This window comes from Citrobacter sp. C348, assembly GCF_047467975.1.
Lineage (GTDB): Bacteria > Pseudomonadota > Gammaproteobacteria > Enterobacterales > Enterobacteriaceae > Citrobacter > Citrobacter gillenii.
In genome coordinates, this window is record NZ_JASJUJ010000018.1 from 1 (window position 1) to 25394 (window position 25394).

The 25394-nt window shown below is 52.0% G+C and carries 28 protein-coding genes and 1 other annotated feature; of the genes, 13 read left to right on the forward strand and 15 right to left on the reverse strand.

Annotation, left to right across the window (positions count from 1 at the left end; all coding sequences use genetic code 11):
• Positions 1-303: 303 nt before the first annotated feature.
• The 3 genes from clpB to rluD all read right to left on the reverse strand — a co-directional run bounded on the left by clpB (position 304) and on the right by rluD (position 4715).
• Complete coding sequence (clpB, locus tag QNN86_RS23000) at positions 304-2877, reverse strand: ATP-dependent chaperone ClpB (RefSeq protein ID WP_096756110.1); 2574 nt, start codon at positions 2875-2877, stop codon at positions 304-306.
• A gap of 129 nt (positions 2878-3006) precedes the next feature.
• Positions 3007-3738, reverse strand: a complete 732-nt coding sequence (gene yfiH / locus QNN86_RS23005; protein WP_115257743.1) for a purine nucleoside phosphorylase YfiH — start codon at positions 3736-3738, stop codon at positions 3007-3009.
• Positions 3735-4715 carry a 23S rRNA pseudouridine(1911/1915/1917) synthase RluD gene (rluD, locus tag QNN86_RS23010; protein WP_096756108.1) on the reverse strand — a complete coding sequence of 327 codons (981 nt, stop codon included), beginning with the start codon at positions 4713-4715 and terminating at the stop codon, positions 3735-3737. The genes yfiH and rluD overlap by 4 nt, the downstream gene beginning before the upstream one ends.
• 131 nt (positions 4716-4846) lie before the next feature.
• Here rluD and bamD point away from each other — a divergent pair, with 131 nt between their 5' ends.
• The 4 genes from bamD (at position 4847) to pheA (ending at position 7604) form a co-directional block, all read left to right on the forward strand.
• Positions 4847-5584 carry an outer membrane protein assembly factor BamD gene (gene bamD, locus QNN86_RS23015; protein ID WP_096756107.1) on the forward strand — a complete coding sequence of 246 codons (738 nt, stop codon included), beginning with the start codon at positions 4847-4849 and terminating at the stop codon, positions 5582-5584.
• A 269-nt stretch (positions 5585-5853) separates the two neighbouring features.
• On the forward strand, positions 5854-6192 hold the full coding sequence (raiA, locus tag QNN86_RS23020; RefSeq protein ID WP_096756105.1) for a ribosome-associated translation inhibitor RaiA: 339 nt from the start codon (positions 5854-5856) through the stop codon (positions 6190-6192).
• Positions 6193-6295: 103 nt separating this feature from the next.
• Positions 6296-6421 (forward strand) — a sequence feature (Phe leader region).
• A complete protein-coding gene (gene pheL / locus QNN86_RS23025) occupies positions 6297-6344 on the forward strand; it encodes a pheA operon leader peptide PheL (RefSeq protein WP_101706155.1) in 48 nt (15 codons plus the stop codon). (Overlaps the previous feature by 48 nt.)
• A gap of 22 nt (positions 6422-6443) precedes the next feature.
• Positions 6444-7604 carry a bifunctional chorismate mutase/prephenate dehydratase gene (pheA, locus tag QNN86_RS23030; RefSeq protein WP_117343908.1) on the forward strand — a complete coding sequence of 387 codons (1161 nt, stop codon included), beginning with the start codon at positions 6444-6446 and terminating at the stop codon, positions 7602-7604.
• A 47-nt stretch (positions 7605-7651) separates the two neighbouring features.
• Here pheA and tyrA read toward each other — a convergent pair whose 3' ends face one another.
• Positions 7652-8773, reverse strand: a complete 1122-nt coding sequence (gene tyrA, locus QNN86_RS23035; RefSeq protein WP_096756103.1) for a bifunctional chorismate mutase/prephenate dehydrogenase — start codon at positions 8771-8773, stop codon at positions 7652-7654.
• Between the two features lie 10 nt (positions 8774-8783).
• On the reverse strand, positions 8784-9854 hold the full coding sequence (gene aroF, locus QNN86_RS23040; RefSeq protein ID WP_096756102.1) for a 3-deoxy-7-phosphoheptulonate synthase AroF: 1071 nt from the start codon (positions 9852-9854) through the stop codon (positions 8784-8786).
• Positions 9855-10069: 215 nt separating this feature from the next.
• Here aroF and QNN86_RS23045 point away from each other — a divergent pair, with 215 nt between their 5' ends.
• From QNN86_RS23045 to QNN86_RS23060, 4 genes are all read left to right on the forward strand, one after another.
• Positions 10070-10444 carry a DUF2799 domain-containing protein gene (locus QNN86_RS23045; protein WP_096756101.1) on the forward strand — a complete coding sequence of 125 codons (375 nt, stop codon included), beginning with the start codon at positions 10070-10072 and terminating at the stop codon, positions 10442-10444.
• Between the two features lie 158 nt (positions 10445-10602).
• Positions 10603-11121 carry a YfiR family protein gene (locus QNN86_RS23050; RefSeq protein WP_096756100.1) on the forward strand — a complete coding sequence of 173 codons (519 nt, stop codon included), beginning with the start codon at positions 10603-10605 and terminating at the stop codon, positions 11119-11121.
• Positions 11114-12340 carry a diguanylate cyclase DgcN gene (gene dgcN, locus QNN86_RS23055; RefSeq protein WP_115257739.1) on the forward strand — a complete coding sequence of 409 codons (1227 nt, stop codon included), beginning with the start codon at positions 11114-11116 and terminating at the stop codon, positions 12338-12340. The genes QNN86_RS23050 and dgcN overlap by 8 nt, the downstream gene beginning before the upstream one ends.
• A 12-nt stretch (positions 12341-12352) precedes the next feature.
• On the forward strand, positions 12353-12835 hold the full coding sequence (locus QNN86_RS23060; protein ID WP_096756098.1) for an OmpA family protein: 483 nt from the start codon (positions 12353-12355) through the stop codon (positions 12833-12835).
• A 4-nt stretch (positions 12836-12839) separates the two neighbouring features.
• Here QNN86_RS23060 and QNN86_RS23065 read toward each other — a convergent pair whose 3' ends face one another.
• From QNN86_RS23065 to ffh, 7 genes are all read right to left on the reverse strand, one after another.
• Positions 12840-14201, reverse strand: a complete 1362-nt coding sequence (locus QNN86_RS23065; RefSeq protein ID WP_414212378.1) for a PepSY-associated TM helix domain-containing protein — start codon at positions 14199-14201, stop codon at positions 12840-12842.
• A 63-nt stretch (positions 14202-14264) separates the two neighbouring features.
• Complete coding sequence (locus QNN86_RS23070) at positions 14265-14675, reverse strand: DUF2946 domain-containing protein (RefSeq protein WP_371414754.1); 411 nt, start codon at positions 14673-14675, stop codon at positions 14265-14267.
• A 135-nt stretch (positions 14676-14810) separates the two neighbouring features.
• Entirely contained in the window at positions 14811-15158 is a 348-nt protein-coding gene (rplS, locus tag QNN86_RS23075; RefSeq protein ID WP_002914145.1) for a 50S ribosomal protein L19, read from the reverse strand.
• A 39-nt stretch (positions 15159-15197) separates the two neighbouring features.
• The gene (gene trmD, locus QNN86_RS23080) at positions 15198-15965 is read right to left on the reverse strand and encodes a tRNA (guanosine(37)-N1)-methyltransferase TrmD (RefSeq protein ID WP_115257737.1); all 768 of its coding nucleotides are present in this window, start codon (positions 15963-15965) and stop codon (positions 15198-15200) included.
• A 44-nt stretch (positions 15966-16009) separates the two neighbouring features.
• On the reverse strand, positions 16010-16558 hold the full coding sequence (gene rimM, locus QNN86_RS23085; protein WP_115257736.1) for a ribosome maturation factor RimM: 549 nt from the start codon (positions 16556-16558) through the stop codon (positions 16010-16012).
• 18 nt (positions 16559-16576) lie between these two features.
• Positions 16577-16825 (reverse strand): 30S ribosomal protein S16, encoded by a 249-nt coding sequence (gene rpsP / locus QNN86_RS23090; RefSeq protein ID WP_003031228.1) that lies wholly within the window; start codon positions 16823-16825, stop codon positions 16577-16579.
• A 252-nt stretch (positions 16826-17077) separates the two neighbouring features.
• A complete protein-coding gene (gene ffh / locus QNN86_RS23095; protein ID WP_096756094.1) occupies positions 17078-18439 on the reverse strand; it encodes a signal recognition particle protein in 1362 nt (453 codons plus the stop codon).
• Between the two features lie 165 nt (positions 18440-18604).
• Between ffh and QNN86_RS23100 the strand changes: the two genes are divergently transcribed.
• Both QNN86_RS23100 and QNN86_RS23105 read left to right on the forward strand, forming a co-directional pair.
• Positions 18605-19396 carry an inner membrane protein YpjD gene (locus QNN86_RS23100; RefSeq protein ID WP_181617627.1) on the forward strand — a complete coding sequence of 264 codons (792 nt, stop codon included), beginning with the start codon at positions 18605-18607 and terminating at the stop codon, positions 19394-19396.
• Positions 19397-19414: 18 nt separating this feature from the next.
• The gene (locus QNN86_RS23105; RefSeq protein ID WP_181617628.1) at positions 19415-20707 is read left to right on the forward strand and encodes an HlyC/CorC family transporter; all 1293 of its coding nucleotides are present in this window, start codon (positions 19415-19417) and stop codon (positions 20705-20707) included.
• 49 nt (positions 20708-20756) lie between these two features.
• On the opposite strand, the gene grpE is transcribed toward QNN86_RS23105, so the two are convergent.
• Positions 20757-21350 carry a nucleotide exchange factor GrpE gene (gene grpE, locus QNN86_RS23110; protein ID WP_181617629.1) on the reverse strand — a complete coding sequence of 198 codons (594 nt, stop codon included), beginning with the start codon at positions 21348-21350 and terminating at the stop codon, positions 20757-20759.
• 121 nt (positions 21351-21471) lie between these two features.
• Here grpE and nadK point away from each other — a divergent pair, with 121 nt between their 5' ends.
• From nadK to bamE, 3 genes are all read left to right on the forward strand, one after another.
• Complete coding sequence (gene nadK, locus QNN86_RS23115; protein ID WP_096756091.1) at positions 21472-22350, forward strand: NAD(+) kinase; 879 nt, start codon at positions 21472-21474, stop codon at positions 22348-22350.
• 85 nt (positions 22351-22435) lie between these two features.
• On the forward strand, positions 22436-24097 hold the full coding sequence (gene recN / locus QNN86_RS23120; RefSeq protein WP_414212379.1) for a DNA repair protein RecN: 1662 nt from the start codon (positions 22436-22438) through the stop codon (positions 24095-24097).
• A 149-nt stretch (positions 24098-24246) separates the two neighbouring features.
• Positions 24247-24591: an outer membrane protein assembly factor BamE gene (gene bamE, locus QNN86_RS23125; protein WP_115257734.1), complete on the forward strand. Its 345-nt coding sequence runs from the start codon at positions 24247-24249 to the stop codon at positions 24589-24591.
• A 51-nt stretch (positions 24592-24642) separates the two neighbouring features.
• Here bamE and QNN86_RS23130 read toward each other — a convergent pair whose 3' ends face one another.
• Together QNN86_RS23130 and ratA are read right to left on the reverse strand one after the other, a co-directional pair.
• Positions 24643-24921, reverse strand: coding sequence for an RnfH family protein (locus QNN86_RS23130; protein WP_217439082.1), 279 nt, complete (start codon positions 24919-24921; stop codon positions 24643-24645).
• Position 24922: 1 nt separating this feature from the next.
• The gene (ratA, locus tag QNN86_RS23135) at positions 24923-25366 is read right to left on the reverse strand and encodes a type II toxin-antitoxin system toxin RatA (protein WP_115257733.1); all 444 of its coding nucleotides are present in this window, start codon (positions 25364-25366) and stop codon (positions 24923-24925) included.
• Positions 25367-25394: the final 28 nt, after the last annotated feature.

Here is a 25394-nt window from a genome sequence, read left to right on the forward strand (position 1 = left end):
CGCTTCGCTTTTTCTCAGCGGCGCGGGGTGTGCATATTACGTCATCCCGCTACGAAGTCAAGCTTTTATTTTGCTTTCCTCCGGGAAGTTCTCAGTGGAACCCCACTGACCCGGCGGCTTGTAATCCGTTGTTCCGTGTCAGTGGAGGCGCATTATAGGGAGTTATTTCAGGCTGACAAGGGGAAAATACAAAAAACTTATCAACCGATTACTTTTCCATCAAAACTAGTAATGGAAAGTTATTTTCGCCTGGTTTTTAAACAAAAACGAGCCCCGCAGGGCCCGTTTTTAGTATTTTGTGACTTACTGCACTGCCACAATGCGATCGTCATTCACTTCCAGACGAATCGTTTTGCCAGGAACCAGCTCACCCGACAGGATTTGCTGGGCCAGCGGGTTTTCGATCTGTTGCTGGATAGCACGTTTCAATGGACGCGCCCCGTAGACAGGATCGTACCCATTCGCGCTCAGCAGTTTAAGCGCCTCGTCAGAGATGTGGATTTCATAGCCACGATCTTCCAGACGTTTGTACAGACGCTGCAGCTGGATCTGGGCAATAGACGCAATGTGTTGTTCACCCAACGGATGGAAGACAACAACTTCATCTATACGGTTAATGAATTCCGGACGGAAGTTTTGGCTGACCACGCCCAGCACCATGTCTTTCATGTGTCCGTAGTCCAGATCGCCAAAACGTTCCTGAATGAGATCGGACCCCAGGTTAGAAGTCATGATGACCACCGTATTACGGAAGTCGACCGTTCTCCCCTGCCCGTCAGTCAGTCGACCGTCATCCAGCACCTGCAACAGAATGTTGAACACATCCGGATGCGCCTTTTCCACTTCATCCAGCAGGATGACGGAATAAGGGCGACGGCGCACCGCTTCTGTCAGGTAGCCGCCCTCTTCATAGCCAACGTATCCCGGGGGCGCACCGACCAGACGAGAGACAGAGTGTTTCTCCATAAACTCGGACATATCGATACGCACCATCGCGTCGTCGCTGTCGAACATAAAGTTAGCCAGCGCTTTACACAGTTCGGTTTTACCGACACCGGTTGGCCCAAGGAACAGGAACGAACCGATTGGGCGATTAGGATCGGATAGCCCTGCACGGCTACGGCGAATCGCGTTGGATACCGCTTCAACCGCTTCGTTCTGACCAATGACGCGGTTATGCAGATCCTGCTCCATACGCAGCAGTTTTTCACGTTCGCCTTCCAGCATACGGGCGACCGGGATCCCCGTCCAACGCGCCAGTACTTCGGCAATTTCCGCATCCGTCACTTTATTACGCAACAGGCGCATGGTTTTGCCTTCAGACTGAGTGGCTGCTTCCAGCTGTTTTTCCAGCTCAGGAATTTTGCCGTACTGCAGCTCAGACATCCGCGCCAGGTCACCCACCCGACGAGCCTGTTCGATAGCGATTTTCGCCTGCTCCAGTTCAGCCTTAATCGTCTGCGTACCGGAGAGTGACGCTTTTTCCGCTTTCCACTCTTCTTCGAGCTCAGAATACTGACGCTCTTTGTCATCCAGCTCTTCATTAAGCATATCGAGGCGCTTTTTACTCGCCTCGTCAGACTCTTTCATTAACGCCTGCTGTTCCAGTTTGAGCTGGATGATTCGGCGATCGAGTCGGTCCAGTTCTTCCGGCTTGGAGTCAATCTGCATACGAATGCTGGACGCCGCTTCATCGATAAGATCGATGGCTTTGTCCGGTAACTGACGGTCAGCAATGTAACGATGAGATAGCGTCGCTGCCGCGACAATTGCCGGGTCAGTGATCTGCACGTGGTGGTGCAGCTCATAGCGTTCTTTCAACCCACGCAAAATGGCGATGGTGTCTTCCACGCTCGGCTCGGCAACAAACACTTTCTGGAAACGACGTTCCAGTGCCGCATCTTTTTCGATGTACTGGCGGTACTCATCAAGTGTTGTAGCCCCTACACAGTGCAGTTCGCCACGAGCCAGTGCCGGTTTCAACATGTTCCCGGCATCCATGGCACCATCGGCTTTACCTGCGCCAACCATAGTATGCAGCTCATCGATAAACAGAATGACATTGCCTTCCTGTTTCGACAGATCGTTCAGCACACCTTTTAAACGTTCTTCAAATTCACCGCGATATTTCGCCCCGGCCACCAACGCGCCCATATCCAGCGCCAGTACACGGCGGCCTTTTAAACCCTCCGGCACTTCGCCATTAATGATGCGCTGCGCAAGCCCTTCAACAATGGCCGTTTTACCGACACCAGGCTCACCAATTAATACCGGATTGTTTTTAGTACGGCGTTGCAGCACCTGAATGGTGCGACGAATTTCTTCATCACGACCGATAACCGGATCGAGCTTACCCTGCTCGGCACGTTCCGTCAGGTCGACGGTGTATTTTTTCAAGGCCTGACGTTGGTCTTCAGCCCCTTGGTCGTTCACGCTTTCACCTCCACGCATCTGTTCAATTGCCTGAGTGATATTAGCGGTCGTCGCCCCCGCTGATTTTAATAAATCGGTCAGCGTACCGCGTGACTCAAGCGCCGCCAGAACGAACAGTTCCGACGAAATAAAATTGTCCCCACGTTTTTGCGCCAGCTTGTCGCAAAGATTCAGTACACGCACCAGCTCCTGAGAAGGCTGCACATCACCGCCGGTGCCTTCTACCTGCGGCAAGCGGCTCAATGCCTGATCAATGGCTGTGCGTAACTGGCCGGCGTTAATGCCAGCAGACGTTAACAAAGGACGGACCGATCCCCCTTCCTGATTAAGCAGGGCGCTCATTAGATGAAGTGGTTCGATAAACTGGTTGTCGTGCCCCAGTGCGAGTGACTGGGCATCGGCGAGTGCAAGCTGGAATTTATTAGTAAGACGATCCAGACGCATAACTCCTCCCATAACAGGTCAAAATTGCTACTGGAGATTAAATGAGGTCATCCCTCAATTATTCAAGGTGAATGACCTGAATTATGTGAAAAGAAAATTACGCGTACCGGATCGTCTTGATTCTTTAGGTTATATCAGCCAAATAAAACTTGCCATACGACCGGTGGTTTTGTCGCGACGATAAGAGAAGAAAGTCTCACTTTCGCTGAACGTACAGCGGTCACCGCCGTAGAGGTTCTCAACCCCAACATGTGCCAGACGCTGGCGAGCAAGCTGATAAATATCTGCCAGGTACTTTTCACCACGTGGCACAAATGCGCTGTCTGCTTGTGGATCTTTGACCATAAACGCGTCACGCACTTCAGGCCCCACTTCAAATGCACGGGGACCAATTGCCGGGCCTAACCAGGCAATAATGTTTTCGGGTTTATCAGCAAAACACGCAACGGTCTCTTCAAGCACGCCTGCACATAACCCGCGCCAGCCCGCATGAGCCGCCGCGACTTCCGTGCCAGCACGATTACAAAATAACACGGGCAAACAGTCTGCCGTCATCACTGCACACACGGTGCCCGGCGTATTGCTGTAGGACGCATCCGCACGCTTAGAAGAATAAGGCTCGCCGGTAAGTTTCAGAACCTCTTTACCGTGCACCTGTTCGAGCCAGACCGGTTTTGAAGGCAAATTGCCCGCAGCAAAGAGTCGTTTGCGGTTCTCTTCAACATGTTCCAGGTTATCGCCGCAATGGGCCCCCAGATTCAGCGAATCGTACGGCGGCAAACTGACGCCACCAATACGGGTAGAACTACAGGCCGCGACGCCTTGCGGCAGCGGCCACTGCGGGACAATTAGCTTACTCATAGCCAGGCCACATCATCCTTATGCTCTTCGAAATCGGCACGCATCACGGCAATCAGATCAACCATATCTTGCGGAATTGGCGCATGCCATTCCATTTCGATACCTGTGATTGGGTGATACAAGCGCAGCATGGTGGCATGCAGCGCCTGGCGGTCGAACTTACGCAGCGTAGAAATAAATTCATCCGATGCGCCTTTCGGTGGACGTGGACGGCCGCCGTAGACCTGGTCGCCCACCAGCGGATGGGTAATATGCGCCATGTGCACGCGGATCTGGTGCGTACGTCCGGTTTCCAGACGCAGCCTAAGGCGCGTGTGTACACGGAAGTGCTCCATAATGCGGTAATGCGTCACCGCAGGTTTCCCCATGGGATGCACGGACATATGCGTACGTTTGGTGGGATGACGGCTGATAGGCTCTTCTACAGTGCCACCGGCTGTCATATGACCAATCGCTACGGCTTCGTACTCACGCGTAATTTCACGCAGCTGTAGCGACTCGACCAAACGCGTTTGCGCCGGAACCGTTTTTGCTACCACCATTAATCCGGTGGTGTCCTTATCCAGACGGTGCACGATACCTGCACGAGGAACATCCGCAATCGGCGGGTAGTAATGCAGTAACGCATTCAATACCGTGCCATCAGGATTACCGGCGCCCGGATGTACCACGAAATCACGTGGTTTGTTGATGACCAGAATATCGTCATCTTCATAAACGATATCTAGCGGGATATCTTGCGCTTCAAAACGAATTTCTTCGTCAATTTCAGCATTGATGGAGACACGTTCTCCACCCAAAACTTTTTCTTTCGGTTTATCGCAAAGATTCCCGTTTACCAGCACGCGCTGATCGAGGATCCATTCTTTTATGCGAGAACGCGAATAATCAGGGAACAATTCGGCCAAAGCCTGATCTAAGCGTTGACCGAGCTGATTATCGGAGACTGTTGCGGTGAGTTCTACTCGTTGTGCCATAAACTGCTTCTTCGTTTAACGTTGGGTTTTACGGCTTTGCCGTTTAATATAGTGTGCTATTGTAGCTGGTCTTAACCGGGAGCAGGAACAGAGAATCTCCCGTAAAACATTTTGAGGAAAGTCAAAACGTCATGACGCGCATGAAATACCTGGTGGCAGCAGCCACGTTGAGCCTGTTTTTGGCGGGTTGCTCTGGTTCAAAGGAAGAGGTGCCCGATAACCCACCAAATGAAATCTACGCGACTGCTCAGCAAAAGCTGCAGGACGGTAACTGGAAACAGGCAATAACGCAATTGGAAGCGTTGGATAATCGCTATCCATTTGGACCTTATTCTCAGCAGGTGCAATTAGATCTCATCTACGCCTACTACAAAAATGCCGATCTGCCGCTCGCTCAGGCCGCCATCGATCGTTTTATCCGTCTGAACCCGACACACCCTAACATTGATTATGTCATGTATATGCGTGGCCTGACCAATATGGCGTTGGATGATAGCGCACTGCAAGGATTCTTTGGTGTTGATCGCAGCGATCGCGATCCACAGCACGCCCGAGCTGCGTTTAATGACTTTTCCAAACTGGTACGTGGCTACCCGAATAGCCAGTACACAACGGACGCCACCAAGCGCCTGGTATTCCTGAAAGATCGCCTGGCGAAATATGAGTACTCCGTTGCTGAGTACTACACCGCACGCGGCGCGTGGGTTGCTGTGGTGAACCGCGTAGAAGGTATGCTGCGTGACTTCCCGGATACCCAGGCAACACGTGATGCTTTACCGCTGATGGAAAACGCCTATCGCCAGATGCAGATGACTGCACAGGCCGAAAAAGTGGCGAAAATTATTGCCGCCAACAGCAGTAATACCTGATTCCTCGCTGAATGCAAAACGGCAGCCCTCGGGCTGCCGTTTTTTTATCCGTTTACGCCGTAACTGAAGCGGTTTAGCTGCAACGCATCCTATCAAATATGGCCTGCTTTCAGGTATTCCTCAAGTAAAAGATCGCCTGTTCCTGCGGTGCTTCACAAAAAGGTTTTCTTGACAAAAAGCGACAAAATAATGTGATTTAGATCACATATTTTGACATTAGGAAAGGTATGCTGGAATCACCAAGACGGGAAAGACAAGAGGTAAAATTTATGACAATGAACATTACCAGTAAACAAATGGAAATTACTCCGGCAATTCGCCAGCATGTCGCAGACCGTCTCGCCAAACTTGAAAAATGGCAAACTCATCTGATTAATCCACATATCATTCTGTCCAAGGAGCCACAGGGTTTCACTGCTGACGCCACCATCAATACACCGAACGGACATTTGGTTGCCAGCGCTAAGCACGAAGATATGTACACCGCTATTAACGATTTGATCAACAAGCTGGAACGGCAGCTCAATAAAGTGCAGCACAAAGGCGAAGCCCGTCGTGCAACAACTTCAGTAAAAGACGCCAACTTCGTCGAAGCAGAAGAAGAGTAGTCCCTTACATTGAGTGTATCGCCAACGCGCCTTCGGGCGCGTTTTTTGTTGACAGGGTGAAAACAGTACAGGTACTTTAACTGACGTAGCCAAAGGAAATTGACATGAAACTTATTCCGTTCTTCTTCGCATTCTTTTTTACCTTCCCCTGAATGGGAGGCGTTTCGTCGTGTGATAAATAATGCGAAGACGAACAATAAGGCCTCCCACAACGGGGGGCCTTTTTTATTGATAATAAAAAAGGCAACACTATGACATCGGAAAACCCATTACTGGCGCTGCGCGATAAGATAAGCTCGCTGGATGAAAAATTACTGGCCCTGCTGGCTGAGCGTCGTGGTCTGGCCGTCGAAGTCGGTAAAGCAAAACTGCTTTCTCATCGTCCGGTGCGCGATATTGACCGCGAGCGCGATTTGCTGGACCGACTGATCCAGTTGGGTAAAGTGCATCACCTCGATGCCCACTACATCACACGCCTGTTCCAGCTCATTATTGAAGATTCCGTTCTCACCCAGCAGGCGCTCCTGCAGCAGCATCTGAATAAAATCAATCCGCACTCCGCACGCGTCGCGTTTCTGGGGCCAAAAGGTTCGTATTCGCACCTCGCTGCACGTCAGTATGCCGCTCGCCATTTTGAGCAATTTATTGAAAGCGGTTGCGCCAAGTTTGCCGATATCTTTAATCAGGTCGAAACCGGACAGGCGGACTACGCGGTCGTGCCGATTGAGAACACCAGCTCTGGCGCGATCAACGATGTTTACGACTTGCTGCAGCACACCAGCCTCTCCATCGTCGGCGAGATGACCATTATTATCGACCACTGCGTGCTGGTTTCCGGTACTACGGACCTGAATAGCATCGAAACCGTGTACAGCCATCCGCAACCGTTCCAGCAATGCAGCAAATTCCTCAATCGTTATCCGCACTGGAAGATCGAATATACCGAAAGCACCTCTGCGGCAATGGAAAAGGTCGCCCAGGCGAACTCACCGCGCGTGGCAGCGTTGGGCAGCGAAGCCGGTGGCGTGCTGCACGGTCTGCAGGTACTTGAACATATTGAAGCGAATCAGACGCAAAACATTACCCGTTTTGTCGTGCTGGCACGCAAGGCTATTAATGTTTCCGACCAGGTTCCGGCGAAAACCACGCTGTTGATAGCGACAGGGCAACAGGCGGGTGCGCTGGTTGAAGCGCTGCTGGTGCTACGCAACCATAATCTGATTATGACCAAGCTGGAATCGCGCCCGATTCACGGTAATCCGTGGGAAGAGATGTTTTATCTCGATATTCAGGCCAACCTGGAATCGCCGGAAATGCAAAAAGCATTGAAGGAGTTGGGTGAAATTACGCGTTCGATGAAGGTACTGGGATGTTACCCAAGTGAGAACGTGGTGCCGGTCGATCCGAGCTAACGTATGACAATACCGGATGGCGTAGGCATCGCCATCCGGTATCGACGCTACTGGCGGCTATCGTTGGCCTGACGCAGTAGCGTACGGCTTTCGCTCTGGAAGCGTTTGGCATAATCGCCAAACCAGTGCTCAACCTTACGGAAGCTGTCGATAAACGCCTGCTTATCGCCCTGCTCCAGTAAACCAATCGCGTCACCAAAACGCTGATAATACCGTTTGATCAACGCGAGATTACTTTCTGACGACATAATAATGTCGGCATACAGCTGCGGATCCTGGGCAAACAGGCGTCCGACCATGGCCAGCTCAAGACGGTATATCGGCGAAGAGAGTGCCAGTAACTGTTCAAGTTGGACATTCTCTTCTGCTAAGTGCAACCCGTAAGCAAAAGTCGCGAAGTGACGTAATGCCTGGATAAACGCCATATTCTGATCGTGCTCGACGGCACTGATCCGATGCAGCCGCGCCCCCCAGACCTGAATCTGTTCCAGGAACCATTGATAGGCTTCCGGCTGGCGTCCATCGCACCAGACAACCACCTGCTTTGCCAGACTGCCGCTATCCGGACCAAACATCGGATGCAATCCAACTACCGGGCCATCGTGCGCCGCCAGCATCGCCTGTAATGGGCCGTTTTTCACCGAGGCCAGATCGACCAGGATACAGTCAGCAGGCAAGCGCGGTAATTTCGCGATCACCTGCTCGGTAACGTGAATCGGCACGCTAACGATCACCATTCCGGCATCCGCCACAATCTCCTCGGCACGATCCCAGTCCTGCTGTTCAAGAATACGCACCTGATAACCTGACAGCGTAAGCATCTTCTCGAATAGCCGTCCCATCTGACCGCCACCGCCGACAATCACCACCGGGCGTAACGTTGGACAGAGCGTTTTAAATCCTTTGTCATTCTCGCTAGAGTACGACTCACGCATTACCCGACGTAATACATCTTCAATCAGATCAGGCGGTACGCCCAGCGCTTCCGCCTCTGCACGGCGAGAAGCCAGCATAGACGCCTCCCGCTCAGGCACGTAAATCGGTAACCCAAAGCGGCTTTTTACTTCACCAACCTCGGCAACCAGTTCAAGACGGCGCGCCAGCAAATCCAGCAACGCCTTATCCACTTCATCAATTTGATCGCGTAATGCGGTCAATTCAGCCACCATAACCCACCTCTTAAGCCAGGCGCGTCGCCAGCTGGCCGTTCAAGTCTTTATTAATTTCACGCAACAACGCATCCGTCATTTCCCAGCTAATGCAGGCATCTGTTACGGACACGCCGTATTTCATTGCACTGCGCGGCTGCTCGGAAGACTGGTTGCCTTCGTGAATATTGCTTTCAATCATCAGGCCGATGATTGAACGGTTGCCATCTTTAATTTGTGCAACCACTGACTCTGCCACGGCAGGCTGGCGACGGTAATCTTTGTTGGAGTTACCATGACTGCAATCTACCATCAGTGACGGTCGCAGTCCCGCCTGCTCCATTTCTTTTTCGCACTGAGCAACATCTGCCGGACTGTAATTCGGTGCTTTACCGCCGCGCAGGATCACATGACCGTCCGGATTACCCTGCGTTTGCAGCAGTGCCACCTGTCCTGCCTGGTTAATACCCACAAAGCGGTGAGACTGAGCTGCTGCGCGCATAGCGTTAATCGCTGTCGCCAGGCTGCCGTCAGTGCCATTTTTAAAACCAACCGGCATCGACAGACCCGACGCCATTTCACGGTGAGTCTGCGATTCAGTCGTACGCGCACCGATAGCGGACCAGCTAAACAGATCGCCCAGGTACTGCGGGCTGTTGGGATCCAATGCTTCTGTCGCCAGCGGCAGCCCCATATTCACCAGTTCAAGCAACAGCTGACGCGCAATTTTCAGACCGGCTTCAACATCAAAAGAGCCATCCATATGAGGATCGTTAATTAACCCTTTCCAGCCGACGGTGGTACGGGGTTTTTCAAAATAGACACGCATCACCAGATAGAGGCTATCGCTGACCTCTGCGGCAAGGGTTTTAAATCGACGGGCATATTCCAGCGCCATTTCAGGATCATGAATAGAGCAAGGACCACACACTACTAGCAAACGCGGATCGCGACCGGCGATGATGTCAGAAATGGTTTTGCGCGACTGCGCAATTTGCGCCTCTTGCGCCAGACTCAACGGGAATTGCATTTTAAGTTGTTCCGGAGTCATCAGAACCTGTTCATCAGTAATGTGTACGTTGTTCAGCGCGTCTTTTTGCATGGTGGTGATCCTGTTTAGCTCGTTTGCGATAGTTGTTCCTCAGCGAGGAGGTAATTACGATAACACAACGGGTAAAGATTTCAATCCATGTATCGTAAATTTTTATTTACAGCCAGTATAAACAGGCCTAACACGCGCGGAATGTCGTAAACTTAAATTTACATACGCCGTTTAAGAGATCCGCTATGCTTTAAAAAAACTAGGGAGTATCAGCAATGAAGCGACTTATCAACACGGTACTGGTGTTACTGCTAAGCGGATGTCAGATAGATCCCTATACCCATGCCCCCACCTGGACCGGCACCGACTGGTACGATGCCGGGATCCAGGATGCTATTTCAGGGTATGTCATTAAAGATAATGAAACTCTTGCCGACAACTACAATGACCCCGAAATCGATCGTACGGAATATCTTAAGGGTTACGCTGAAGGACAACGTAAAACCTGCCAGCAGGATTTTGTTTACGCCAGGGGACTGGCCGGGAAAACCTTCCCTCCAAGCTGTGATACCGTTGAAAATGTCGACCAATTACACAGTGCCTGGCAAAAAGGTTCAAATGAAGGCGCAGCCTCTATAAGATTAAATTAAACAAGAAGTTATATCCGATAAATCAATAAGATTTAACTTAAATCGATAATGTTATTCATCCAGATATAATGACGCTCTGGTAAAATAATGTTACTTTGTTGCGAACAATCGTGAGTGTATTTCGACGTATTACGGCTAACGCTGGTAGGTACCTTTTCATGAGCTTTTCTTATCGACTCATACTTCTACTGGCACTGCTATTGTCCGGATTACCGCTGTATGCCCAAAACGCTACGGAAGAGGCGAAATCCGTACGCGCCATGGTTTCCGGCATCGTCAGCTATACGCGCTGGCCAGCGCTTTCCGGTCCGCCCAAACTGTGTATCTTCTCTTCATCACGTTTTACCAGTGTGCTGCAGGATACCCATGCCGGAGCGTTACCCTATCTTCCCGTCATCGTTCATACGCAACAAGACAGTGTCGTAGCTCAGTGTGACGGTTTTTATTTTGGCACTGAATCCCCGACATTTCAGGTGGAATTAAAGAGTCAATTTCCAACTAAGGCATTGTTATTAATTGCCGAACAGAATACCGAATGCGTTATTGGTAGCGCTTTTTGCCTCATCATAAATAATGAAGAAGTGAGGTTTTCGGTAAATATGGATTCCCTGTCACGCAGTGGTGTAAGGGTCAGTCCAGACGTATTGATGCTTGCACGGAATAATAAGGATGGATAAGGGTATTTCTCCCATAACACGCCCAACGTTCAAACGGACACTACGGCGTATCAGCATCGTCAGCGTTCTGGTCACTATGACGCTGATCTGGCTGCTGCTGAGCATTTCTTCCGTGCTGGCACTCAAACAATATGCGCAAAAAAACCTCGATCTGACCGCCGCGACCATGACCCGATCGCTGGAAGCCTCGCTGGTGTTTTCTGATAGCGTTGCAGCAAACGAAACGTTGGCTGCGCTAGGGCAACAGGGGCAATTCTCCGTTGCCGAAGTACGCAATAAAAATCAAAAGGTGATCGCCACCTGGCGCTATGACGCCCAGGATACAACAGAAAAGATTAGCGGTCTGATCAGTCACTGGCTATTCCCACAGCCGGTGACAAAGCCTATTTTGCACAATGGCAACGTCATTGGGGAAGTGCGCCTGACAGCCCGCGACAGCGTCATTAGCCATTTCATCTATCTGTCACTGGCTGTGCTTACCGGATGCATTTTACTGGCCTCCGGTATTGCATTAATGCTCACCCGCTATTTGCACAATGGCGTTGTTGAAGCGCTGCAAAATATTACCGAGGTGGTGCACGACGTTCGCACCAACCGCAACTTCTCACGCCGCGTGTCTGAAGAACGCATTGAAGAGTTTCATCTGTTTGCCCAGGACTTTAATAGTCTGCTGGATGAGATGGAAGAGTGGCAACTGCGCCTGCAAGCCAAAAATGCTCAGTTGTTGCGCACCGCGCTGCACGATCCCCTGACCGGACTTGCTAATCGCGCCGCATTTCGTAGCAGCATTAACGCGTTGATGAACGACGAATCCGCTCACAGCAGCTCGGCGTTGTTATTCCTTGATGGCGATAATTTTAAATTTATTAATGATACCTGGGGGCATGCAGCAGGAGACCGGGTATTGATTGAAGTTGCTAAAAGGCTGGCCGAGTTTGGTGGCAATCACCATCAACCGTACCGGCTCGGAGGCGATGAGTTTGCGATGGTGCTATACAGCGTGCATTCGGAGAATGAAGTTCAGCGTATCTGCGCGGCACTATCGCAAGAGTTTAACCGTCCATTTGACCTTCACAATGGTCATCTGGCAAGCATGACGCTAAGCATTGGGTTTGCGCTGACGTGGGAACATGCCTCTGCCGAGAAATTACAAGAACTCGCCGATCACAATATGTATCAGGCTAAACATTTGCGTTCTGAACGCATTATTAAAAAATAAGGAATTACACACATGCTGAAACGTCTATTATCGCCATTTATTCTTATCATACTGATTCTGGCTGGCTGTCAGGCCCCTCAGGGTAAATTCACCCCTGAGCAAGTTGCAGCCATGAAATCATACGGCTTTACCGAAGCATCTGGCGACTGGTCGCTGGGTCTGTCTGATACCATTTTGTTTGATAAAAATGACTATAAGCTGCGTCCTGAAAGTGAAAAACAGATCCAGGAAATGGCAGCTAAACTGGCGGCTACCGGCCTGAATCATGCGCGTCTGGATGGTCACACCGATAACTACGGCGAAGACAGCTATAACGAAGCACTGTCGCTTAAGCGAGCTAACGTCGTGGCAGATGCCTGGGCTCAGGGTGCCAACATCCCACGCACCAATCTGACAACTCAGGGATTAGGCAAAAAATACCCGATTGCCAGTAACCAGAGCTCAAAAGGCCGTGCCGAAAACCGCCGCGTTGCGGTCGTCATCAGCACGCCTTAATGTCTTACTCGGCTGACTGCGCCAACAGATTTTGCGACATTTTGTACCAGCGCAGCCAGTCAATCATCATAAACAGCAGCAGGCTTACGCCCGCTACCGGCATCGCCATCCCCAGCACGCCAGCCACTACCAGCACCGCACATCGCCCCTTCCCGTTGAGCATCAGCCAACACTGCACCAGCGTTTGTGCCGGATTCACCGCCGGTCCGGCGGGTCGGCGTATCCACCATAGCCGATAGCCCAGCACGATCATCAGGCACAGGCCTACACCAAAGACGATCAGCAGCCCCTGATTGAGTACGCCAAACAGAATCCCCATATGGAAATCAACGCCCCAACGCGTCAATTTCGCCATCAGTGGGAAATCGACAAAGCGCGTCTGGTCAATAATCCGCATCGTGGTTGTATCAACAGACACCGCATCCACCTGGGTTGGCCAGCGGCGGTCAATCTCGGTGACAGTCCAACCATGCTGCGCATCTTTCGCCGGGCGGATCTCCAGCTTCCTGGCATCAATCCCCGCCGCCTGCGCCGTGCGTAATACCGCATCAAAAAGCCCGCCGTCAACCACGCTTGCCGATGGCATTACCATGCCAGCGTGATGTCCGGAATGCTCATCATGAATTTGCTGGACGCCATCGAGCTGTGTATTTACCTGCGGCGTCAGCCAGCCAAAGGCTGCCCGCATGCTATCCACATTGCCCCCTGCCCATTGCGACCAGGTTAAACCGGTTGCGGAAAAAAGTAACATCCCGCCTAGCAGAATCCAGCCCAGCGTAACGTGCAGACGACGGCTTTTTTGCAGTCGATTATTCAGACGACGCCTGGGTCGAGTGTAAAACCAAAGCACAATACCGCCCAGCGCCGCTACCCACATCCAGGACGCCGCCAGTTCGCTATAAAGCCGCCCAATATCCCCCAACAGCAAGGAACGGTGCGCATAGTCGATCCACTGGCGCAGAGGCAAGATCCCGCTGGTGCCATAGACAGTCATATCGCCTGTTACCGTAAGCGCAACCGGGTCGATAAAAATCGCCCGATGTTCAGACGGGGCCAGTACAGGGTCTGCAAACATTACCCGGGTCGTCTCTCCTGGCTCAAGCGCAGGGCGTACTGCATACACCGGCAAATGATTGCCGACGACCTGCTGCGCGAGCGCAATTTGAGCAGCCAGCGATTGTGGTTCTCCTTGCTCGGTTCCCTGTAGCGCCTCAGAGTAAAGCGCCTCTTCCAGTTGCGGTGTGGCAACGTAGAGCGTACCGGTCAGTGCCGCGACAAAAATAAAGGGACCCACGAACAGGCCGATAGAGAAATGAAGGCGTCGCAGCAGGGTTACCCATGCCGCACGCGGGGTGCAGGTGGTCATACTTTTCCTTAGAAAAAGCCAAAGAGCGTCATCACGCTAACGCGTACAGACGTATTTTTAGGATCAGGAAAAAGCAGACCGGTACGGTGGTGCACGGGTATTGGGATACAGCCAGGGGAAGTAGAGCCAGAACGTCAGCGTAGGATGTAGTGGCGTTTTTTTCTGTAGCCGCAGCACGCCGCGCAACAGAATAACCAGAGTCAGTATCAGCCCGGGCACGTGCGCCAGCAGCACACAGTAGCCGCATGCTTCGCCGTGATCGACGGGCATCGTCATCGAGGCGCCGTCACCATGTTGTTCAGCATGTTCCACCATCATGCCCATATCATGATGCATACCCGGCATCGCATTCATAGGATCGTGTTGCAAAGAAACAGAGATAAGCGGCGCGATGACGATCAGCAGGATCGCAAACAACGCGAGCCATGCCGCGCAGCGCTGATGACCAAACCGAAAGATTGCACCAATAACCACTGCCCCTCCAATAACGACAGGGCATTGTAAATGATTTATGAATTAATAGTTAATGATGTGAGTTTTATGGCGATAAAAAAAGGGGCCAGCCTTATTGGCCAGCCCCTTCTGACAGGATGTCGCCTGAGCGATATCTTAGTTAAGACGCTCTTTGATACGAGCAGACTTACCAGTGCGCTCACGCAGGTAGTACAGTTTAGCTTTACGAACAGCACCACGACGTTTAACAGCAATGCTGTCAACTACCGGAGAGTGAGTCTGGAAGACACGCTCAACGCCTTCGCCGTTGGAGATTTTACGAACAGTGAATGCAGAGTGCAGACCGCGGTTACGAATAGCGATAACCACGCCCTCGAATGCCTGCAGACGTTTTTTGGAACCTTCAACAACCCATACTTTCACTTCCACGGTATCACCCGGACGGAAGGAAGGTACGTCCTGCTTCATCTGTTCTTGTTCAAGTTGCTTAATAATGTTGCTCATAATTTAATCTCTTATCCTGGGTAAACTGATATTGGGGGCTTACGCCTGCCCATCATGTTTATGTTGCTGTTGTGCGTGTTCCTTTTTGAACTCCGCCAGCAACCTTGCTTGCTCTTCAGTCAGAGCCAGGTTTTCCAGAAGTTCAGGTCTTCTAAGCCAGGTACGGCCCAGCGACTGCTTCAAACGCCAGCGACGTATCTCAGCGTGGTTCCCCGACAGCAAAACTGCCGGTACTTCCATCTGCTCTAACACTTCAGGTCGGGTATAGTGCGGGCAGTCCAGCAACCCATCGGCAAAGGAATCCTCCGTTGCCGATGCTTCATGACCCAGTACCCCCGGAATAAACCGGGAGACGGAATCAATCAGCGTCATCGCTGCTAATTCTCCACCGCTGAGAACGTAATCGCCGATTGACCATTCTTCATCAATTTCGGTTTGAATTACGCGCTCATCTACGCCTTCATAGCGACCACACACCAGAATCAGCTTTTGATTCGTTGCCAGTTCGCTCACGCCCGCTTGATCAAGCTTGCGTCCCTGAGGTGACAGATAAATCACCTTCGCGCCTTCACCTGCCGCGTCTTTTGCTGCATGAATGGCATCCCGTAAAGGTTGCACCATCATTAACATCCCCGGTCCGCCGCCGTAAGGACGATCGTCCACGGTACGGTGCCGGTCATGAGCAAAGTCACGAGGACTCCAGCTCTGGATGTTCAGCAGGCCATTTTTTACTGCCCGGCCAGTTACCCCGTAATCGGTAATTGCGCGGAACATTTCTGGAAACAGGCTAACGATACCTATAAACACAAGCCAATCCCCATCACGCCGACTTTTACCGTTTATCCGGTGGTTTAAAAACCAGGATCCCAATCTACTTCGATAGTACGAGTAGCGAGATCGACTTTCTTGATAACCTGCCCATCGAGGAACGGCACTAAACGTTCCTTGATACCAAACGCATCTTTCAGGTTTGCCTTGATGACGATGACGTCATTCGATCCGGTTTCCATCATATCGACGACTTTACCGAGTTCGTAGCCTTCAGTGGTCACTACCTGGCAACCCATAAGGTCTTTCCAGTAGTAAGTGCCATCATCCAGCGCTGGCAACTGCGAGGAATCTACGACAATTTCACAATTCGTCAGTACATTCGCCGCATCCCGATCCTCAATACCTTTCAGCTTGATGATCAGATCCTGATTGTGGTGCTTCCAGCTTTCCAGCTGTACTTGCTGCCACTGACCCGCCTTCTGGATAAACCAGGGCTGATAGTCAAAAATGCTTTCGGCGTCTTCAGTGGAAGAAAACACTCTGAGCCAACCACGGATACCGTAAGGAGACCCCATTTTCCCCAGAACTATGGGTTCTACGGGCGCCTGTGCGGCGAGTTGCTTGCTCATCATGACCACCGTGACAGATTAAGCTGCTTTGTTTGCTGCTTTGATCAGCGTAGCTACGCGATCAGAAATAGTCGCGCCCTGGCCAACCCAGTGAGCGATGCGATCCAGATCCAGGCGAGTGCCTTCTTCTTTTTCGCTAGCGATTGGGTTAAAGAAGCCAACGCGCTCGATGAAGCGACCGTTGCGTGCATTACGGCTGTCAGTAACAACAACCTGGTAGAACGGACGCTTTTTAGCGCCGTGACGAGCTAAACGAATAGTAACCATAACATCCTCTTGTGTGAATAAAACACCGGGCCCCATCGAGGGAAGGGACCCGGTGTCATATTAAAAGCCCGAAAATTTTACTGATTTCTGAGAAAAAAGCAATCAACAGTTAATAAATCTGCCGTAGAAGGCCGTCGGCGGCGCAGCGAGTTCGGTGCCGGCGTGCGCGCAGCCACCGCAGCGTACACGCAGTACGTGAGGATGGCGAGCACACCCCGGTGCCGAAATAGCCAGTGAGCCAGGCCGGAAAAATTAGCGCCCAGGGAAGCCTGGCGGCATCATGCCCTTCATATTCCGCATCATCTTGGCCATCCCGCCCTTCTTCATTTTCTTCATCATGCGCTGCATGTCGTCGAACTGTTTCAGAAGGCGGTTAACGTCCTGTACCTGCATACCGCAGCCCTGAGCGATACGGCGCTTACGCGAACCTTTGATGATTTCCGGCTTGGCACGTTCTTTCAACGTCATCGAATTGATGATCGCTTCCATACGCACCAGCACTTTGTCATCCATCTGCGATTTCACGTTGTCAGGGATCTGCCCCATGCCCGGCAGCTTGCCCATCAGGCTTGCCATGCCGCCCATGTTTTTCATCTGATTAAGCTGTTCTAAGAAGTCGTTCAGGTCAAAACCATCGCCCTTCTTCAGCTTGGTCGCCAGCTTCTCAGCCTGCGCGCGGTCAACCTTGCTTTCGATATCTTCGATCAGCGACAGTACGTCGCCCATGCCGAGGATACGCGAAGCAATCCTGTCCGGATGGAATGGCTCCAGCGCTTCGGTTTTCTCGCCAACACCGAGGAACTTAATCGGCTTACCAGTGATATGACGAATAGAGAGTGCGGCACCGCCGCGGGCGTCACCGTCGACTTTCGTCAGCACGACACCGGTTAACGGCAGCGCTTCGTTGAAGGCTTTTGCGGTATTCGCGGCATCCTGACCGGTCATGGCATCGACAACAAACAGCGTTTCTACCGGATTGATAGACGCGTGGACCTGTTTGATTTCGTCCATCATCGCTTCGTCAACGTGCAGACGACCGGCGGTATCCACCAGCAGCACGTCGTAGAATTTCAGCTTCGCTTCTTTCAGCGCAGCGTTAACGATATCGACCGGCTTTTGGCCGACGTCAGACGGGAAGAAGTCGACTTCAACCTGCTCAGCCAGCGTTTCCAGCTGTTTGATCGCCGCCGGACGATAAACGTCGGCAGAGACGACCAGCACTTTCTTCTTGTGCTTCTCGCGCAGGAACTTACCCAGTTTCGCCACGCTGGTCGTTTTACCGGCACCCTGCAGACCCGCCATCAGCACCACGGCCGGTGGCTGAGCGGCCAGATTCAGGGTCTGGTTCTCTTCGCCCATCGCCGCAACCAGTTCGCTGCGAACGATTTTGACGAACTCCTGACCCGGGGTCAGGCTTTTGTTAACTTCATGACCAACCGCTTTCTCTTTTACGCGATTGATAAACTCACGCACTACCGGCAGCGCAACGTCAGCTTCCAGCAGCGCCATGCGCACTTCGCGCAGCGTTTCTTTAACGTTGTCTTCAGTAAGGCGTCCACGGCCACTGATATTGCGCAGCGTGCGCGACAAACGATCGGTTAAATTATCAAACATTGTCTCTCGCCTGGGGTGGAAACGGTCGGTCGCTTGCACGACACATCAACAGAATTTTGTCGCAGTATAACATGAAGCCGCCTTTGTTGTTATGCAACGGTTGGAGCAGCGGTCACGTAACGCTATACTGCTTTTCTTTATCACTGGTCAACTGTCGACGCTTATATGCCCGTTTTTGCTTTGTTCGCCCTTGTTGCCTATTCCGTCAGCCTTGCGCTGATCGTTCCCGCTCTGCTGCAAAAGAACAGCGGCTGGCGGCGTATGGCCATCCTTTCTGCGGTTATCGCGCTGGTGTGCCACGCTTTCGCCCTGCAAGCACGTATTTTGCCCGGTGGCGAGAGTGGACAAAACCTGAGCCTGCTGAACGTCGGTTCTCTGGTTAGCCTGATGATCTGCACGGTAATGACCATTGTGGCTTCGCGCAATCGCGGCTGGCTACTGCTGCCGATTGTATATGCGTTTGCATTAATCAATCTGGCCTGCGCCACGTTTATGCCCAACGAGTACATCACCCACCTTGAAGCCACGCCGGGCATGATGATCCACATCGGACTCTCGCTCTTATCCTATGCCACGCTGATCATTGCCGCCCTGTACGCGCTGCAGCTGGCGTGGATCGATTATCAGCTGAAAAACAAAAAACTGGCGTTCAACAATGAAATGCCGCCGCTGATGAGCATTGAACGCAAAATGTTTCACATCACTCAGATAGGCGTGGTTCTGCTGACCCTGACCCTGTGCACTGGCCTGTTTTACATGCACAACCTGTTCAGTACCGAAAATATTGATAAAGCCGTGCTCTCTATCGTGGCATGGTTTGTCTATATCGTTCTGCTGTGGGGGCATTACCATGAGGGCTGGCGCGGACGTCGTGTCGTCTGGTTTAACGTCGCAGGTGCAGGCATTTTGACACTGGCCTATTTCGGTAGTCGTATACTGCAGCAGCTTGTGAGTTAAGTCTTTAAGGAACCCTACGTGGAACACATCTCCACCACCACGCTCATTATTACGCTCCTCATCATGGTGGTTATTTCTGCCTATTTTTCCGGCTCCGAAACCGGAATGATGACCCTGAACCGCTACCGCCTGCGCCACCGGGCCAAGCAGGGAAACCGTCAGGCGAAGCGTGTTGAAAAATTGCTCCGCAAGCCGGACCGCCTGATAAGCCTGGTGCTCATCGGCAATAACCTGGTCAACATCCTCGCCTCCGCGCTTGGTACCATCGTCGGTATGCGTCTGTATGGCGATGCGGGCGTGGCGATTGCCACCGGGGTGCTGACCTTTGTGGTGCTGGTTTTTGCTGAAGTGCTGCCAAAAACCATCGCCGCGCTGTATCCCGAAAAAGTCGCCTATCCCAGCAGTTTCTTACTGGCACCACTCCAAATTCTGATGATGCCGCTGGTGTGGTTGCTGAACACCATTACCCGTCTGCTGATGCGCATGATGGGCATCAAAACGGATATCGTGGTAAGTGGTTCACTGAGTAAAGACGAACTGCGAACGCTGGTGAATGAATCACGCTCGCAAATCTCACGTCGCAATCAGGATATGCTGCTGTCGGTTCTGGATCTGGAAAAAATCAGCGTCGACGACATCATGGTGCCGCGAAACGAAATCATCGGGATTGATATCAACGACGACTGGAAATCAATCGTACGTCAACTATCACACTCACCGCACGGCCGCATTGTGCTCTACCGCGACTCGCTGGACGACACCATTAGTATGCTGCGCGTACGCGAAGCCTGGCGTCTGATGGCAGAGAAAAAAGAATTCACCAAAGAAACCATGCTGCGCGCCGCTGATGAGATCTATTACGTCCCGGAAGGCACGCCGCTCAGCACCCAGCTAATCAAATTTCAGCGCAATAAAAAGAAAGTTGGCCTGGTGGTTAACGAATATGGCGACGTTCAGGGCCTGGTGACGGTCGAAGATATCCTGGAAGAGATTGTCGGCGACTTCACCACCTCCATGTCCCCCACGCTTGCCGAGGAAGTCACCCCGCAAAATGACGGTTCAGTGATTATTGACGGCAGCGCCAACGTGCGCGAAATCAACAAAGCCTTTAACTGGCACCTGCCGGAAGACGATGCGCGAACCGTGAACGGGATTATTCTTGAAGCGCTGGAAGAGATCCCGGTGGCCGGTACGCGGGTGCGCATTGGCCAGTACGATATCGATATTCTCGACGTACAGGATAATATGATTAAACAGGTGCAGGTCTTGCCGGTAAAACCGCTGCGGGAGAGCGTGGCGGACCAGAGATGATAATATCGCGCCGGGTAACGCATCTGCATGACCCGGCGCGACAGGCTGATTAGCCCTTGGCTTTCGCCACAGACACCATCGCCGCGCGGATGGTACGTCCGTTCAACGTATAGCCTTTCTGCATTACCATCAGAACGTTACCGGCCGCAACGTCGTCAGACTCAACCATGGCAATCGCCTGATGCACGTTCGGGTCCATCGGCACATCGATATCCGCAACCACTTGTACGCCAAACTTCGCCACCACATCCAGCATCGACTTACGGGTCAGTTCGATACCCTCGATCATCGCCGACATGGCATCGTTCTCTTTGTCCGCTACTTCCAGCGCACGGTCCAGGCTATCAAGCACCGGCAGCAGTTCGTTAACGAATTTTTCCAGCGCGAACTTATGCGCCTTTTCTACGTCCAGTTCGGTACGACGACGCAGGTTTTCCATTTCAGCTTTCATACGCAACACGCTGTCACGCTCGCGCGTTTCGGCTTCAGTAAGCTGAGCTTCCAGATTCGCAATTTTTTCATCGCGCGGATCCACCTGCTCAGCAGAAGCGTCTGGTTCAACCGCCTCAACTTCTTCGTGCTGATCCATGATAATTTCTTCCGGGGCTTGCCCCTCAGGCGTTTTCTGTTCTTTACTACTCATGAATTTCTCCGCGTTTTTTCGCATTCATCTCGCTAACTTGGCTTATTATGGGGATAAGATTCAGGGATTCAAGGGAAGTACTCACATTGTCACTCATCTTCGCTACAAGGACCTCGAGAAAATGAACAAACATTTCAAGTGTATTGGCATTGTGGGGCATCCACGCCACCCCACTGCACTGACCACACATGAAATGCTTTACCGCTGGCTGTGCACAAAAGGGTATCAGGTTATCGTGGAGCAACAAATTGCCCGCGAGCTGCAGCTGAAAAATGTGCAAACCGGCACGCTGGCAGAAATTGGTCAGCAGGCGGACCTCGCGGTCGTGGTTGGCGGAGATGGTAATATGCTCGGCGCTGCGCGCACCCTGGCACGCTATGACATTAAGGTCATCGGGATCAACCGTGGCAACCTGGGCTTTCTCACCGACCTTGACCCGGACAATGCCCATCAGCAATTAGCCGACGTACTGGAAGGCCATTACATCAGTGAAAAGCGCTTTTTACTTGAAGCCCAGGTGTGCCAGCAAGATTGCCAGAAGCGTATCAGTACCGCGATCAATGAAGTAGTGCTGCACCCGGGTAAAGTCGCGCACATGATTGAATTTGAAGTCTATATCGACGAAGTCTTTGCGTTTTCGCAGCGGTCCGACGGGCTAATTATTTCCACGCCAACCGGCTCTACCGCCTACTCGCTCTCCGCCGGCGGTCCCATCCTGACGCCTTCTCTGGATGCCATTACGCTGGTGCCGATGTTCCCGCACACGCTCTCAGCGCGACCGCTGGTGATCAACAGTAGCAGCACCATTCGCCTGCGCTTCTCGCATCGCCGCAGCGATCTCGAGATCAGCTGCGACAGCCAGATTGCCCTGCCTATCCAGGAAGGTGAAGACGTGTTGATTCGCCGCTGTGATTATCATTTAAACCTGATTCACCCTAAAGACTACAGCTATTTCAATACATTAAGCACCAAACTAGGCTGGTCAAAAAAATTGTTTTAATTTAACGCCAGCCTCTTTACTGTATAAAAAACCAGTTTATACTGTATGTAATTACAGTTATGGTTTTTCATACAGGAAAACAGCTATGTTGGCACAACTGACCATCAGCAATTTTGCTATCGTTCGTGAACTTGAGATCGATTTTCAGAGCGGAATGACCGTCATCACCGGTGAGACCGGGGCGGGTAAATCCATTGCCATTGATGCCCTCGGTTTGTGCCTTGGCGGACGCGCCGATGCCGACATGGTGCGCATTGGCGCCACACGTGCCGATCTATGTGCCCGTTTCTCCCTGAAAGATACACCCGCGGCGCTGCAATGGCTCGAAGAGAACCAGCTTGAAGAAGGCCGTGAGTGCTTGCTACGCCGCGTTATCAGTAGCGACGGGCGTTCCCGTGGTTTTATCAACGGCACAGCAGTACCGCTGTCGCAGCTTCGCGAGCTCGGTCAGTTGCTGATTCAAATCCACGGCCAGCACGCGCATCAACTGCTGACGAAATCTGAACACCAAAAATCCCTGCTGGACGGCTATGCCAATGAGGCATCTCTCATTCAGGAAATGGCGACGCGCTATCAACTGTGGCATCAGAGCTGCCGCGACCTGGCACATCATCAGCAGCAAAGCCAGGAACGCGCTGCCCGGGCAGAGCTGTTGCAGTACCAGTTGAAAGAGCTAAACGAATTTAACCCGCAGGCGGGCGAGTTTGAGCAGATTGATGAAGAGTACAAGCGTCTGGCTAACAGCGGACAGTTGCTCACCACCAGCCAACAGGCGCTGGCTATCATGGCAGACGGCGAGGACGCTAATCTGCAAAGCCAGCTGTACACGGCAAAGCAGTTGGTCAGCGAACTGGCGGGTATGGACAATAAGCTTTCCGGTATTCTGGACATGCTCGAAGAGGCAACCATTCAACTCAGCGAAGCCATCGACGAGCTGCGCCACTATTGTGACCGGCTGGATCTGGACCCTAACCGGTTATTCGAGCTTGAGCAGCGCATCGCAAAACAAATCTCTCTGGCGCGCAAACACCATGTCGCGCCTGAAGCGCTCCCGCAGTTCTATCAGTCCCTGCTGGACGAACAGCAGCAACTTGACGATCAGGCTGATTCACTCGAAACCCTCACTCTGGCGGTGAACACTCATCACCAGTTGGCACTGGAAACAGCAAAGACGCTGCACCACCAGCGCCAACACTATGCTCAGGAGTTAGGGCAGCTCATTACAGAGAGCATGCACGCACTTTCTATGCCGCACGGACTCTTTTGCATTGAGGTGAAGTTTGATGAACACCATCTGAGTGTAGACGGTGCCGATCGCATTGAATTTAAGGTCACCACCAACCCAGGCCAGCCGCTGCAGCCTATCGCAAAAGTCGCATCTGGTGGGGAACTGTCGCGTATCGCACTGGCTATTCAGGTGATCACCGCGCGTAAAATGGAAACCCCGGCGCTGATTTTCGATGAGGTTGACGTCGGTATTAGCGGTCCAACAGCCGCGGTCGTCGGCAAACTACTGCGCCAGCTCGGTGAATCGACGCAGGTTATGTGCGTCACGCACCTGCCGCAGGTTGCCGGTTGCGGACATCAACACTTCTACGTCAGCAAAGAAACCGACGGCGCGATGACCGAAACACATATGCAACCACTGGATAAACGCGCGCGCCTGCAGGAGCTCGCTCGCTTACTTGGCGGTAGCGAAGTGACGCGCAATACCCTCGCAAATGCAAAAGAACTGCTGGCAGCATAAACTTTTTTCTCTTGTAACGGTCTGAGTTCAACATAAAATCGCCGTCCGACCCGACAGCAAAAGGTTTTAAAGTGGTGAAAGGTCTATTATCATCGGCATATTACATATGAGCCGCGTACTGCTCGGGCCCGAAAAGGAATCAAATCACTATGCGCTGTAAAACGCTGACTGCTGCTGCAGCAGTACTACTGATGTTGACCGCAGGCTGTTCCACTCTGGAGCGAGTGGTTTACCGTCCTGACATCAACCAGGGAAACTATCTGACCGCTAACGATGTGTCCAAAGTTCGTGTCGGTATGACGCAACAGCAGGTTGCTTATGCTCTGGGTACACCGATGATGTCCGATCCTTTTGGCACCAACACCTGGTTCTATGTGTTCCGTCAGCAACCGGGACATGAAGGCGTAACGCAGCAAACGCTGACGCTGACCTTTAACAGCAATGGTGTATTGACCAACATTGATAACAAGCCCGCATTGACCGGTAATCAATAAGTAGGTCTTCAGATAACAAAAAAAGGTGCTCGCTGAGCACCTTTTTTATTGCTATTTGTTGGCAGACTTCTCCGCCCGCTTCCTGCGCAACTCTTTCGGATCGGCAATCAATGGCCGGTAAATTTCTACCCGATCCCCATCATGCACAGCATCAGCAAGTTTTACCGGGCGGCTGTAGATCCCCACTTTGTTTTTGCTGAGGTCGATATCAGGGCGCAATTCCAGTAATCCAGACGCGCGAATGGCCTCTTCAACCGTCGCGCCCTCTTGCAGCGTCACGCGCTGTAAATATTGCTTTTCGGGTAGCGCATACGCGACTTCGACGACCATTTTAGCTGACACTGACACTGTAAACCTCTTTCGCACGCACCGTGAAGGCTTGCACCATGTTCGACGCCAGCTCTTTAAAGATACGGCCAAACGCCAGCTCAATGAGCTTATTAGTGAACTCAAAATCAAGCTGAAACTCAATACGGCACGCTTCATGACTGAGCGGCGTAAACTTCCACCCGCCAATAAGTTTTTTGAAGGGGCCATCGACCAGATGCATCAGAATGCTCTGGTTATTAGTCAACTGGTTGCGCGTGGTGAACGTTTTGCTGATCCCTGCTTTAGACACATCCACCGCTGCCGTCATCTGTCCAGGAGTCGATTCCAGTACGCGGCTTCCGGTGCAACCCGGTAAAAACTGGGGATAGGATTTCACATCATTCACTAGCTGATACATCTGTTCCGCACTGTAAGGTACTAAAGCGGTCCGGCTAATCTGAGGCATAACAATTTCCATCTATATCAATCGAACA